The 14,280-nt window shown below is 60.2% G+C and carries 11 protein-coding genes; 5 read left to right on the top strand and 6 right to left on the bottom strand.

The window, feature by feature from the left end:
• Positions 1-27: 27 nt before the first annotated feature.
• The 6 genes from AC1DVE_RS13400 to AC1DVE_RS13425 form a co-directional block, all read right to left on the bottom strand.
• The gene (locus AC1DVE_RS13400) at positions 28-2,460 is read right to left on the bottom strand and encodes a polyamine aminopropyltransferase (RefSeq protein ID WP_223456344.1); all 2,433 of its coding nucleotides are present in this window, start codon (positions 2,458-2,460) and stop codon (positions 28-30) included.
• Positions 2,461-2,462: 2 nt separating this feature from the next.
• Positions 2,463-3,206, bottom strand: coding sequence for a protein-L-isoaspartate(D-aspartate) O-methyltransferase (locus tag AC1DVE_RS13405; RefSeq protein ID WP_223456345.1), 744 nt, complete (start codon positions 3,204-3,206; stop codon positions 2,463-2,465).
• A 651-nt stretch (positions 3,207-3,857) separates the two neighbouring features.
• Complete coding sequence (locus AC1DVE_RS13410; RefSeq protein WP_223456346.1) at positions 3,858-4,241, bottom strand: VOC family protein; 384 nt, start codon at positions 4,239-4,241, stop codon at positions 3,858-3,860.
• Between the two features lie 90 nt (positions 4,242-4,331).
• Positions 4,332-5,450 carry an S-(hydroxymethyl)glutathione dehydrogenase/class III alcohol dehydrogenase gene (locus AC1DVE_RS13415; RefSeq protein ID WP_223456347.1) on the bottom strand — a complete coding sequence of 373 codons (1,119 nt, stop codon included), beginning with the start codon at positions 5,448-5,450 and terminating at the stop codon, positions 4,332-4,334.
• A 108-nt stretch (positions 5,451-5,558) separates the two neighbouring features.
• Entirely contained in the window at positions 5,559-6,527 is a 969-nt protein-coding gene (locus tag AC1DVE_RS13420; protein ID WP_223456360.1) for an ABC transporter substrate-binding protein, read from the bottom strand.
• Between the two features lie 154 nt (positions 6,528-6,681).
• Entirely contained in the window at positions 6,682-7,521 is an 840-nt protein-coding gene (locus AC1DVE_RS13425; protein WP_223456348.1) for a HalD/BesD family halogenase, read from the bottom strand.
• A gap of 109 nt (positions 7,522-7,630) precedes the next feature.
• On the opposite strand from AC1DVE_RS13425, the gene AC1DVE_RS13430 reads away from it, so the two are divergent.
• From AC1DVE_RS13430 to AC1DVE_RS13450, 5 genes are all read left to right on the top strand, one after another.
• On the top strand, positions 7,631-8,542 hold the full coding sequence (locus AC1DVE_RS13430; protein ID WP_223456349.1) for a LysR family transcriptional regulator: 912 nt from the start codon (positions 7,631-7,633) through the stop codon (positions 8,540-8,542).
• Between the two features lie 531 nt (positions 8,543-9,073).
• Entirely contained in the window at positions 9,074-9,826 is a 753-nt protein-coding gene (gene hutC / locus AC1DVE_RS13435) for a histidine utilization repressor (RefSeq protein WP_046038586.1), read from the top strand.
• Between the two features lie 391 nt (positions 9,827-10,217).
• Entirely contained in the window at positions 10,218-11,897 is a 1,680-nt protein-coding gene (gene hutU, locus AC1DVE_RS13440) for a urocanate hydratase (RefSeq protein ID WP_223532136.1), read from the top strand.
• A 112-nt stretch (positions 11,898-12,009) separates the two neighbouring features.
• Complete coding sequence (locus tag AC1DVE_RS13445; protein WP_411741606.1) at positions 12,010-13,089, top strand: CaiB/BaiF CoA transferase family protein; 1,080 nt, start codon at positions 12,010-12,012, stop codon at positions 13,087-13,089.
• Positions 13,079-14,221, top strand: coding sequence for an acyl-CoA dehydrogenase family protein (locus AC1DVE_RS13450; protein ID WP_477783968.1), 1,143 nt, complete (start codon positions 13,079-13,081; stop codon positions 14,219-14,221). Before AC1DVE_RS13445 ends, AC1DVE_RS13450 begins: the two co-directional genes overlap by 11 nt.
• The last annotated feature ends 59 nt before the right edge of the window (positions 14,222-14,280 follow it).

Consider the following 14,280-nt stretch of genomic DNA (forward strand, 5'->3'; position numbering starts at 1 on the left):
CTGTCCCCTTTTTCCAAACCGCCGCGATCAGGGAAACGCGACCGCCGCCGCGAGATACAGCAGCAACGCTAGCAGCAACACCACGGTGAAGCCCAGGTGGATCGCCAGCAGGGTCGCCAGCACGGCCGCCACCACCGATACGCTGGCGTTGACGCCCCAGGCGATCGGCACCAGTGCTTCGGCGCGCGCGGAGACGCGCCCGAGTCCGAGCGGAAACGGCATGCCCATGGCGAACGCCAGCGGCGCTACCAGCGCGGCGCAGATGCCGAACCTGGCGAGGGTCTGCACCGGCGCCAGCAACTGGAACAACGGGGGCAGGACGATCAGGTAGAGAAGCACGATCGCGCAGATCGCCAGGACCGGACGCGCCAGCGGATGACGGGGCCCCACACCCGTTCCAATGTCCCCCCGCCGCCGGCCGGAGTAACGGCTGCCGAGGCCAGCGAAGATCAGGAACGCACTGAGCGTTACTGCCACCGAATACAACGGGTGGCTGAGGAACAGGGTGAACTTCTGGATGAAGGCGATTTCCATGAACATGAAGGCACCGCCGATGGCGGCGAAGTAGGACACGACCCGAAGTTCGAACCTGGCCAAAGCCGCATTTCGAGAGCGCCGCTGGCGCCGCCGCGCCACCCATAGCGGCGCCAGGATCAGCAGCACGGCGGCCACGCCGGACTGCAGCAGCGTGGCGATCAGCACCGGATAGCCCCACTCCAGCATTGACAGGCCGCCCTGCGCCTTCAGCGCCAGCAGTTCCGGCAGCGAGCGCCACTTGAAGAAGAGGAAGAAATACGGCCGATCATCCGTGGTCGGACGCACGTCGAACTTGTAGTGCGCCAGGAACTCCGCGCGCTCGCCGGACAGCAGGGCCTGCGCCGCGTCGAAGAACCAGGGCCGGTCGAGCAGGTTGTAGCGGTTCGCCTCGGTCACGGTCATCCCGGGGTAGTAGGCCAGGTCGAAGGAGCGCGCCCGGCAGAACTCCCGCAGCACGGCGATGCCGGCGTCGTCAAAATCCCTGTTGCTGACCAGCAGCGTCGCGGTCTTCCAGCCGCGGATCATGACGATGCGGCGCGCCGCGCTGGCCTGCCCGTCGCGCTCGATGGCCGCGGCCGCGGTGGCCAGCAGCCTGGGAACATCGCGCGGCGGCAGGGTGACCCAGCGGGTGATGGCCAGCAGGCCGCCGGGCGCGAGATGGCGCAGGTACTCGGTGAAGGCCTCCACCGTGTACAGGTAGTTCTCGGACAACGCATGCAGGCCGCCCGAGGCGGTGCCGAAGGAGTCCAGCAGGGCGATCTGGATCAGCTCGTAAGGCTCGCCGCGCGAAGCCACCAGGCCGCGCGCCTCGCCGATCAGCACACGGACGTTGGGCGCGCTGTAAGGCTTACCGGAGAAGTCGGCGAAGCGGCGCTGGACCAGATCGATCACCTGCGGGTTCAGTTCGATGGCATCCACCGCGCTGGCGCCGTGGTAGATCGCCTGCAGCACATCGGCGCCGGCGCCGCTGCCCAGCACCAGCACGCGGGGTTGCCGCAGGAGGTGATAGGGCAGAGCCGAGGTCAGGTAGTCCAGGTAGGCGAGCGGCTCGCGGCGTCCGTCATAGCGGTTCAGCACGGAAAGGCCGTCGCCGTCGGTGAAGATGGCCAGTTGTGCGGGCGGTTCCTGCGTCGCGTTGAGGCTTAGGCCCGGTGCGTAGCGCAGGGGAATGGTCGGGCTGTCGACGACCGTGAGCAGGCCCAGCGGACTCCAGGTCTGGGCGATTGCGCGCGCATCCTTGATACGCAGCGTCTGGCTCAGTTCCTTGTACTCGGAGGGCGACAGGGCGATCCAGCGCCCGGGCACGCCGGCCGGCACCGCGACCGCCGCCGCCAGCAGCAACGGCACGAGCCAGTGCCTGTGCCCCGTGCAAGCCATGCCGGCCAGCGCCCCGGCGGCGATGCCGGTGCCGCCCAGCAGCCGCAGCGCATCGACGGGCGTCAGGGCGAACAGCGCGGCGACGATCGCCAGGCTGCCCAAGCCGGCGCCGAGAATGTCGAAAGCGTAGATCCGGTGAATCTGTTCCTGAAAGCAGGTGAAGGTCAGGCAGATGCACACCGCCGCGCAGAAGAACGGCACGAACAGCAGCAGGTAGATCATCAGCAGGCGCGCCGACTGCCGCGCGTCCCAGAGGATCTCGAGGGGATTGAACGGAACCTGCTGGGCCAGGCTGAAGCAGGCGATGGCGCTCAGCCCGAACAACACCGCGCCGCCGATGAACACGCCGTGGAAGCGCGGCGCCAGCACAGGCCGTGCCAGCGCCACTGCGGTGCCGGCAGCGCCGTAGCCGAGCAGCGCGACGCTGATCATCATGTAGGCGAAATGGTGCCACTGGATGATCGAAAGCAGCCGCAACAGCAGCACCTCATAGCCGAGCACGGAGGCAGACAGCAGCGCCAGGGCGAGCAACGGCGGCGAATGCATGCTCAATCTCCTCCGACCAGCGGCACGAAGCGCACAGGCAGCAACTGCCGGGTGGACACACTGCCATCGCCGGCCTTCTCGATCAGCAGCAGGTACTGGATCATGAACGGCGCGCCGACCGGGATTACCATCCGTCCGCCGGCCTTGAGCTGGGCGATCAGTGGCGGCGGCACATGGCTGGCGGCGGCGGTGACGAGGATGGCGTCGTAAGGCCCGTGCTCGGGCCAGCCGTGGTAGCCATCGCCCAGCCGGGCCTGCACCTTCGCATATCCTAGCCGGCCCAGGCGCTCCCCGGCCTGCACTGCCAGCGGCTCGATGATCTCCATCGTGTAGACCGCCTGCGCCAGCTCGGCGAGGATCGCCGCCTGGTAGCCCGAGCCGGTGCCGATCTCGAGTACCACGTCGCCGGGCCCGACCTGCGCCAGGTCGGTCATCAGGGCGACGATGTAGGGCTGGGAGATGGTCTGGCCGTAGCCGATCGGCAGCGGCCGGTTCTCGTAGGCGTAGGGCACCTCGTCGGGCGGGACGAACTTATGGCGTGGCACCTTGGCTATCGCGGCCATCACCGGCGCGGCAAACTCGACTCTGCCGGTTTCGTCGCGGGTGACGGACGACATGTTGGCGATCTCCCGCACCATGGCGTCGCGCAACGGCGCGAACGGGTCGTCGGCATGCAGGCCGGCGGATGCCAGCGCCAGAGCGATGGCAGGCGCCAGGATGCGCGTCAGGAGCATCACCGGCTTCACAATGACTCCTCCGCCTGAGGAATAGTCGAATCGTATGGCCGGCGGGCGGGCTCGGCAAGCCGGGAGTGCCGGCAACCAGACCAGGCTGCGGCGACTGCCTGAGAAAATATCCAGGCTGCACGGGGCCTTCAGGTTTTCAGTTCGACTTAATGCGATCTGCACTGCTTATAGAGTTATAGAGTTATAGAGTCCAGCGCCATCAGACTCCTGTAGTTTTACGCTACTCGCCGGAGTAGAGCGCACCGTATTCACGGGCAAACAAACGATTTTGGTTAACAGCTTCATGGTTCCACGAAACGCCGGTGGTTTAGTAGACAGTTGTGAATGTCGACTCTTGATTATTGGCACACTATCACCAACCTCCGTTATTGCCCGTTAACTGCCCTGCGCGAAGGGCAGCCTCACGCCCTTCGTGATAGGCAGCAATCGGCCATTAACTGCCTCTCGCGAAAGGTAGCTATATAGATCGGTTGTTGCCAGTCGCAACAGGCGGCTACCGACCAACTGCGGCTGATGGTAGCAAAAGGCTACCGACCGGCCGCCTGTTACACGACTCCTGAAACATGGTGTCACTGGCATCTTCTGAAAATGACCAAAACCTCATGTTGGATTGACCGGCTCACAGAAGTGAATGCGCAGCTTGAATGAAGCTTACGCAGCCTTGAAGCAGTACACGGCCAGCTTGTTACCGTCCAGGTCCCGCGCATAGGCCGCATAGGCGTTAGGGGCCCAACCTCGCGGGCCCGGTGCACCTTCGTCGGTGCCACCGCAGGCCAGGGCTGCCGCGTGGAAGGCATCGATAGCGGCGCGATCCGGTGCTTCGAAGCTGATGGTGACACCGTTACCGACGCTGGCCGGAGCACCGTTCGCCGGCTTCAGGACGAAGAAGGACGGGGCATTCTCACCCCAGATCGAGCCATTATCTTCCAGATCAGCGATGCGTTTCTGGCCGAGTGTGCTGAGCACATTGTCGTAGAAACTGCGGGCCTTTTGCAGATCGTTGGTACCGACGGTGACGTGAGTGAAGATGCTCATTTTGATGCTCTCTTTATAAAGACACAGTGAGTAGATATTGCAGTTGGCCCGTGCGCGAGACGTCAGACGCTCAACGCCAGGACGATTCAATCAGCGATCGAAATGGATAACGGTGCGTATGCTCTTGCCTTCATGCATCAACTCGAAGGCCTTGTTGATGTCCTCAAGCCCCATGGTGTGGGTGATGAAGGTGTCGAGCGGTATTTCACCGGCCTGGGTCTTCTCGACATAAGTGGGCAGTTCGCTGCGGCCTTTAACACCGCCAAATGCCGAGCCGCGCCAGACCCGACCGGTCACCAGCTGGAACGGTCGGGTACTGATTTCCTGGCCCGCGCCGGCAACTCCGATAATCACCGACTCACCCCAACCTTTGTGGCAACACTCCAGGGCCGCGCGCATGAGATGGACGTTGCCAATGCATTCGAAGGAGTAGTCGACACCGCCCCCGGTCATCTCGACGATCACGCCCTGGATCGGTCTGTCGTAATCGTTGGGGTTGATGAAGTCGGTAGCGCCCAGTTGCCTGGCGATTTCGAACTTGGCCGGGTTGATATCGATCGCGATGATGCGACCGGCCTTGACCATGGTGGCGCCAATAATGGCGGCCAGGCCGATGCCGCCCAGACCGAAGATCGCCACGCTGGCGCCCTCTTCCACTTTTGCAGTGTTGAGCACCGCACCAATGCCGGTGGTCACACCGCAACCGAGCAGGCAGACCTTTTCCAGTGGCGCATCCTTGGGGATTTTGGCCAGGGAAATTTCGGGTAGCACGGTGTATTCGGAAAAGGTCGACGTGCCCATGTAGTGGAACAGGGGCTGGCCGTTATAGGAGAAACGACTGGTGCCGTCTGGCATCAATCCCTTGCCCTGGGTTGCACGAATTTTCTGGCAGAGATTGGTCTTCCCGGACTTACAGTATTTGCAGTCTCCGCATTCCGGGGTGTAGAGCGGGATCACATGATCGCCCACTGCAAGTGAGGTCACCCCCTCGCCCACCGCTTCGACAATACCGCCACCTTCGTGGCCAAGAATGACGGGGAAGATCCCTTCCGGATCGGCGCCGGACAAGGTAAACGCATCGGTATGGCACACGCCTGTCGCAACAATGCGCACCAGCACCTCACCGGCTTGCGGCGGCGCCACATCGATTTCGACAATTTGCAGAGGCTGGTTCGCCGCGAAGGCGACGGCCGCTCGTGATTTGATCATGGTCATGATTCCCGGAGGCAAAGAGAAGCCTCCACTTTGTAGAAAGGGTAAAGAGGTTGTGTTCAGAGGGGCGTTACAGAAGTCAGGCGTCCTTGCCCTGGAGGCCGGTTAGAGCGATGCCTCGATCTTTTTTGCTACGCCTTCATCCACCCAGGCATGCCAAACTTCCGGGTGTTCCTTGAGGAACATCCTGGCCAGCTTCGGCGACTCGATGCGTTCCCGGGTCATCCTGGCCAGATTCTGATTCAGCAGATCGATGGGAATGTTGACCTTCTCCAATACTGCGACCAGCTCGGGCGCCTGTTCATGAAACGCCTTGGAGAGCCCGACCATGGTGATGACGTCTTTGTTGGCCCCAGTCTTTTCTTCCAGTCTTATCGCATCGATCTGTCCCATCAACGGGGTCGGTGACCAGTAGTAGAACAGTACCGGTTCACCGCGTTTATAGCTGGACAGGACCGCTGCATCCAATGCCGCACCAGTGCCTGGACGGAAGTTGATGAAGGTGCTTTCAAGACCGTATTCTTTCAGCATCTCGGTATTGTCCTGTTCGCAGATCCAGCCAGCGGGACAGTTGTAGAAGCGGCCTTTGGACGGCTCCTCCGAGTCTTTGAAAACGCCAGGGTACTTGCTCAGGTCGGCGACTGTCTTGAGGTCGGGTGCTTGCGCCGGTCTATTGCGTTTTGCGTCCCCCTCCACGACATAGCGCGGCACATACCAGCCTTGAGTCGCACCGACGATCGGCGCGCCAACCCCGACGACCTTCCCGGCTGCCGCAGCCTTCTTCCAGACTTCGCTGCGCTCCATCCACTCTTCGCCAAACACTTGAATGTCGTTGCCGGCCAGCGCGGTCTCAAGAATGATGGTGTTACCCACCAACTGATCCGTTGCGCAGCCGTAGCCTTCCTTGAGCACGATCATCATGATGTCGGTGAGGAGCATCCCGCTCTCCCAGTTCAACCCGGCAAATTTCACCGGCTTGCCCGATTCACACCATCCCGAAGCCTGGCTTGAAGCACTACCAACGAGCAAGCCGAGGGTAAGTAACGAGGCCAGCAAACTCTTCCTGTTTTTCATGATCAGACGCTCCGAATCGTTATTATTGGGGGCAGCGAACTGTTGTGTGCGACACAGGAACAAACGAGCCCATCTGATTCAGCATGGACAGGTACGCGCGCAAACACGTGAGGCAAAGGCGTGAATCAATTGCTTTTATTGTTATGGGCGAAACTCAGACTGCCGGGTCAACGGAGGTACGCCCGTAAAACAATTGCCGGGCATAGGCACTGAACTCGACATTGGGTTGATCCACATACGCGAACACCGCGTTGAGCCTCAACCTGCCTCCTTCCACCGGCGTGACCCGGTGCAATGAATAGCGGCCACGGAACAATGTCAGGGTGCCTGGCACTTGAGGCAGAACCTCTATCTGCTGTGTTTGCGAGTCATCGAGGAATTGCCTGACTGCGTCATAGCAATCGTCGTATTCATTGCGCAGCATGCGCACGTACTCAAAATCCCCGCCAGCACTCGCCGCCTGAAGGGACAGCGTGACGCTGAAGTCGGAACGATCAAAGTGCCATCCCAACTCCTGTCCAGCCGTGAAGCCCTGCAAGTTAAGGGCGGCCAGCGGATCGGCATGACGATAGAGCGTGTCCAGATCCAGGACATCCTTGATGAAAGCAAGGACTTCGTCCGATCCGTAGATCTGCCGGATCAAATGGTCGGCAGGAATATCGGCATAAGCAACGGTGTCTTTTGCCGTGTTCATCAAGCGCCGGAGCGGATGTTCCGGGTCAACGCTTTCGTCCTGGGGTTTGAAATAAACCGTGTGGTTTTCCCGAAAATGAAACATGCGCGAGTGCAGGGCAAGTGTCTGTTGCGCCATCGCGACAACCGATGGATCACGAACAAAACCCGGAAAGATCGCAACGCCCTCTTGTCCCAGCAACGCCTGACTGCGCGTGACCAGTGCGAGATAAGCGGGACTGGTGCGATCGGTAATGGGGTAACGCTCGAGATCAATGATATCGCCCAGGGTGAGCGCAGGTGTGAAAGGCAGGGTAGTCATTGTTGTTGGTCTCCGGTGGGCTCTGCTGGATTCAGATTGCAACGGCACCAAAAACAAGTCACGCTCATAATTTTACGCAATTTTGTGAATTATTTTCAGGTCGCCTGCCATGAGACTGACGCTGGATCACCTTGTGATGTTGAAAACCCTGTCGGAAGTCGATTCGATTACGGCGGTGGCCGAGCGTCTATGGCTGACCCCTTCAGCCGTCAGTCACCGCCTGCGCGAAGCGGAGCGGCGGCTGGGTGTGAGCCTGACGGAAAGATCAGGAGGAAAGCTCAGACTCAGCCCTGCCGGTGTGCGCCTGGAACGGGCCGCCAAAGACATCATCGCCACACTCAATGAAGCCGAGTCCGAAGCCCGATCCATGGCCGGCGGCGTCACCGCTTTTGTACGCATGGGCGTCACCTCCTACGGTCCGTTTCGCTGGATTCCAAAATTCATCAAGCACTACTCCAGCCTTCGGCCAGACATTGAAATCACTCTGGTGACCGTGCCCCGCGATGATGTTTACGCGAGCCTGATGCAAGGCAGACTGGATGTATCCATTATCGATGACGGCATGGTGCCTAGTGGCGTAGCAAAACTGCCGCTGTTTCGGGACGACCTGATTGCGATCATGGCGACCGATCATCCTCTGGCAGGCAGGAAAAATATCTACGCGGAGGACTTCAAGACTTACAACCTGGTGACGTATTCAACCGATCGCGCCAGTGGCTGGGAATATGACCGGTTTTTCGCCCCTGCCAGCATCTTGCCGCGTCGAATGATCACGGTGGAGTTGATCGAAGCCATCGTTGAACTGGTTCGGTCAGGATACGGAATCAGCATATTGCAACGGGACCTGGTGACCCCCAGCCTTGAGCGTGGGGAGCTGGCGTGGGCCGCCCTGAATGACGGCCTCGACATCGCCTGGAACGCCATTGTTCGCCCCTCGGAACGAGAGGACAGTGAGGTCAACAAAATGGTTACAGAGCTTGATACCTGGATTAAAAATGCAGGAAAACCTGAACACAGCTAATCCCTGGTTAGCGCGTGAAAATGGTTTCTTTGGGTCGATTACAGTCTTTTGCGAGAGGCAGAAAGTGGCCGATTCTGTTGAAAACAGTCGGTCTGCCCAAACTGCCTGATCATTGACTAGTGAAAACGCCTTTTTTGCACGCAGCTACGTGAAATCCGAGTCCGGAAGCCTCTGCCAAAAGTAAAGATTTCAATCTCGGACGCGTACTTTTCTGATGCGCAAACCATGGCCGACTTTTTCAACAGAATCGGCCAGAAGCGGCCCCTCACGTTCAACTGAACCCATGTTACGACCGGGCTAACAGCGCTTGCTCAGAGCCGCGTACATCTTGAGTTAATTGCCCATCACCCCGCCTCAACCTGGTTGGACTTCCGGGCTTCCAGTATTGGCGGCAGGCCGCTCTCAAGTGGTTGTTCAGAACAGCGCCCCCTTACCCCGTCGATGCATTGCATGCATAGGCGTATCCTTGGCTGCAGAGTAAACTTCGCTCCAGGCCTATCGGAGCAATTCATTTTTATATTGGGAATTATTGTGTCCAAACCTATTGAGGATAATGCATCCCTCGAGCCCTTTTCGCTCGAAAGCCCCTCCCCGCTTTATGCACGGGTCAAGCAAATCATCATGCAGAAGATTCGCTCCGGTGCGTGGCTGCCCAATTCCAAACTGCCCTCTGAAAGTGAACTGCTGAATTTGCTCGGCGTGAGTCGCATGACCATCAACCGGGCGCTGCGAGAACTGACCATTGAGGGTTCGCTGGTGCGCATGCAGGGTGTAGGCACTTTTGTAGCCGAACCAAAAGGCCATGCGGCGCTCTTCGAGATCCACAACATTGCGGAAGAGATTGCGGCCCGAGGTCATGAGCATCGCTGTGAAGTGGTCGTGCTTGAAGAGATGCCTGAACGGGCGCGAGCTTCGATGCCCTTTCCCCTCGAGGGGGTCAAGCGCTTGTTCCATTCGGTTGTCGTGCATCACGAAAATGATGTGCCGGTGCAGATCGAAGAGCGCTTTGTCAATGCCGAGGTCGCACCCGCCTATCTGCAGCAGGACTTTACCAAGGTCACGCCTTACGCCTATTTGATTCAACTGGCCCCGCTGACCGAAGGCGAGCACGTGGTCGAGTCGATTCACGCCAAATCTGCCGAGTGCAAGCTTCTGCAAATCAATCGCTATGAACCGTGCCTGCTGATTCGCCGTCGTACATGGGCGGCAATGGGTCAAGTGGGTTGCGCACGCCTGGTTTACCCAGGTTCGCGCTATCGCCTCGAAGGCAAGTTCGGCAACTGACTCACAGGTCGAGCGGCCCCCGCCTGCCGCTCGATAGACATCTCCCCCTAGCCATCCCTCTGAAGCTGTTACCCGTGCCGACCCAATTGGCAGAATGGTGACACTCCTCAAGCCGATCGCGAAAAAGTGTTACATAACGCACAACTATCGTGACCACCAATCGAAAAATTGCAACAACATTTTCGTCCATCCCGCTCCGCTCAGAAATTTCGTATAAATCTTAACTATTTGATTTAAAACTATTTTATTTACTTTCTAATTTTCATTCGGCTTTCATCAGGCGCATTTGGCCCTTCACTTGCATTCACTTGTACATACAGGTTGGTATAAGCGTATACAGACATTGTAAGCGTGACTACCACCCCGTTCACCACTGAATGAGGAGATAACCATGACCACCAAGACCACTCGCCTGCGTGATGTCGAAATCCGCTCTGCCCGCGGTAACAAGCTGACCGCCAAAAGCTGGCTGACCGAAGCGCCGCTGCGCATGCTGATGAACAACCTCGACCCGGAAGTCGCCGAGAACCCTAAGGAACTGGTGGTTTACGGTGGCATCGGTCGTGCGGCACGTAACTGGGAATGCTACGACAAGATCGTCGAAAGCCTGACCAACCTGAACGACGACGAGACCCTGCTGGTGCAATCCGGCAAGCCGGTCGGCGTGTTCAAGACCCACAGCAACGCCCCGCGCGTACTGATTGCCAACTCCAACCTGGTACCGCACTGGGCGAGCTGGGAGCACTTCAACGAACTCGACGCCAAAGGCCTGGCCATGTACGGCCAGATGACCGCCGGCAGCTGGATCTACATCGGCAGCCAGGGCATCGTTCAGGGCACCTACGAAGCCTTCGTCGAAGCCGGTCGCCAGCACTACAACGATGACCTGAAAGGCAAGTGGGTACTGACCGCAGGCCTGGGCGGCATGGGCGGCGCTCAGCCACTGGCTGCAACCCTGGCCGGCGCGTGCTCGCTGAACATCGAATGCCAGCAGAGCCGCATCGACTTCCGCCTGAACAGCCGCTACGTCGATGAACAAGCCACCGACCTCGACGACGCGCTGGCCCGCATCGACAAATACACCAAAGAAGGCAAGGCGATTTCCATTGCCCTGCTGGGTAACGCCGCTGAAATCCTCCCGGAGCTGGTCCGTCGCGGCGTGCGCCCGGACATGGTCACCGACCAGACCAGCGCCCACGACCCGCTCAACGGCTACCTGCCAGCCGGCTGGACCTGGGAGCAGTACCGCGACCGCGCCGTCACCGATCCGGCAATGGTGGTCAAAGCCGCCAAGCAATCGATGGCCGTGCACGTTAAAGCGATGTTGGACTTCCAGAAAATGGGCGTGCCGACTTTCGACTACGGCAACAACATCCGTCAGATGGCCCAGGAAGAAGGCGTGGAAAACGCATTCGATTTCCCAGGCTTCGTACCGGCCTACATCCGTCCGCTGTTCTGCCGTGGCATCGGCCCGTTCCGCTGGGCTGCACTGTCGGGCAACGCTGAAGACATCTACAAGACCGACGCCAAGGTCAAGGAGCTGATCCCGGACGACGCCCACCTGCACAACTGGCTGGACATGGCCCGCGAACGCATCAGCTTCCAGGGTCTGCCGGCCCGTATCTGCTGGGTTGGCCTGGGCCTGCGCGCCAAGCTCGGTCTGGCGTTCAACGAAATGGTGCGCAGCGGCGAATTGTCCGCGCCCATCGTGATCGGTCGCGACCACCTGGACTCCGGTTCGGTGGCCAGCCCTAACCGCGAAACCGAATCGATGCAGGACGGTTCCGACGCCGTCTCCGACTGGCCACTGCTCAACGCTCTGCTCAACACCGCCAGCGGCGCGACCTGGGTTTCCCTGCACCACGGTGGTGGCGTCGGCATGGGCTTCTCCCAGCACTCGGGCATGGTGATTGTCTGCGACGGCACTGACGAAGCGGCCGAGCGTATCGCTCGCGTGCTGCACAACGACCCGGCCACCGGTGTCATGCGTCACGCCGATGCGGGTTACCAGATCGCGATCGACTGCGCCAAGGAACAAGGCCTCAACCTACCGATGATCGGCAACGTCTAAGCCCCGGAATCGAGGAGCCTGCACCATGAGCAGCAGTCCGTTTACCCAACAACTCCAAGGCATTCGCGTGCTTGATCTGAGCCGCGTTTTGGCCGGTCCGCATTGCACGGCCATGCTCGCCGACCTGGGCGCCGACGTCATTAAATTCGAAGTCCCTGACCACGGCGATGACAGCCGTCACCTGGGCCCCTTCAAGGATGGCGAGAGTGTCTATTTCGGCCTGATCAATCGCGGAAAGCGCAGTGTCGAAATGGACTTCAAGTCCACTGCTGATCGTGCCCGGCTATATGAGCTGGTCCGTGACGCAGACGTCGTCGTGGAAAACTTTCGTCCCGGCGTGACACGTCGCCTGGGTATCGACTTCGACACCCTCAAGCAATACAACCCCAAGCTGATCTACGCGAGCATTTCCGGTTTCGGCCAGCATGGTCCGCTGTCGGCTAACCCGGCCTATGACATCGTCGCCCAGGCAATGTCGGGGCTAATGAGCGTCACAGGTTTTGCAGAGACAGGCCCTACACGCAGTGGCGAAGCCATCGGTGATCTTTGCGCCGGTGTTTATGCGGCCTGGGCCATCAGCTCCGCGCTATTCGCTCGCGAACGGCATGCACCCGGCGCCCAGTACATCGACGTCGCCATGTTCGATGTGTTGTTCAGCCTGCAAATGACCGGCCTGTCGAATCTCCTCGCCAATGGTGTTGCGCCTGGGCTGGTGGGCAACCGCCATCCGGTTTCGACCCCCTTTGATACTTACCGCGCCGCCGACGGTCAAGTGGTCATCGCCGTGGCGAGCAACAAGCTCTTCCAACGGTTATGCGAATGCCTGGGCAAGCCAGCACTTGGCAGCGACCCACGCTTTGCCGATGACCCGCAACGCACACTCAACGAGCCGGCGCTACGCGCCGAAATCGAAGTCTGGACGCAGCAAATGAGCGTTGAGCAGGTCTGCGACATCCTGCTCGAGGCGGGCGTGCCGTCCTCCCCGGTGTGGAACCTCGCCCAGGCCGCCAGCAGCGAACAGGCCCAAGTACGACAGTTGCTGATTCACCCCGAAGGCTCCGCGCAACCGCTGGTACCGCAACCTGTTTTCTTCAATGGCCGCAAACCCCACGCAGTCACTCACGCCCCACGCCTCGGCGCCGACAACCATGCTTTCGGACTGAACAAACAGGAGCTTTCCCATGAACTTTAAATTAGATCAGGTCGAATTGGCCGTTGTCGAAACCGCTGAAAAACTGGCTCGCGAGGTGATCCAGCCGCGCGCCCAGCATTACGACGAAACCGAGACATTCTGTGCCGAAAGCCTGCAGGCGTTGGCCGAGCTGGGTGGCATGGGTATCAATTTGCCCGAAGAGTACGGCGGACTGGGCATTGGCAGCCTGGCCATGAGCCGCGTCGTTGAAGCCGTGGCTGGCGCCTGCGCCTCCACTGCATCGGCGTTGACTGCGCATTTTCTGGCAACCGATTCGATCCTGATCGGCGGTACCGAAGAGCAGAAGCACGAGTGGCTACCTCGCGCAGCGAGCGGTGAATTACTCGGCGCCTTCGCACTGACGGAGCCGGCAGCAGGCTCCAACCCGGCCGACATGCGCTGCCGTGCGCAGCGTGAAGATGGCGGTTGGCGGGTGCGCGGCAGTAAGCACTACATCACCAATGCCCGCGAAGCAGGCTTCATTGTGCTCTATGCCAAGACCGACGCCGAAGCCGGCCACAAGGGCATCAGTGCCTTCATGATTCCCCAGGGAACGGTAGGGATCAGCTTCTCCAGTCCGGAAAAAACCATGGGACTGCGTGGCAGCACGATCTATGAGCTGGCCCTGGACTGCTGGTTGCCCGAATCGGCATTGCTGGGCATCGAAGGTGCCGGCTTCAACACGGCAATGGCGGTGCTGGACCGGGGTCGCGTTGAAGTGGCGGCCATGTCCTTGGGGATCGCCAATGCCGCCTTGCAAGCGAGCTTGAACTGGGTCCGCGAACGGCAGATCGGCCCCAAGCCGCTTGCCGCCTACCAAGGCACACAGTGGCGTCTCGCCGACATGTATGCACAGCTGGAAGGTGCCCGCATGCTGACCTGGAAAGCCGCCGCCCGCCGCGACAGCGGTGAGCGCTTCAGCCTGGACTCGGCCACCGCCAAACTGGTCGCCGCCGAATGCGCCGGTTTCATCACCGATGCAGCGCTCCAGCTCCATGGCGGTTATGGCTACATCCGCGACCTTCCACTGGAACGCTACGTACGCGACGCACGGATCCTGCGCATTTTCGAAGGCACGTCCGAAGTGCAGAAAATCATCATTTCGCGAAGCTTGCTCGACGCCCAGCGCTGATCGAGCGAAAAACCGGGCCTGTTTAACAGGCCCTCCCCTGAGTCACTCCCCCACGAGAA

The organism is Pseudomonas sp. P4_B4, assembly GCF_056402255.1.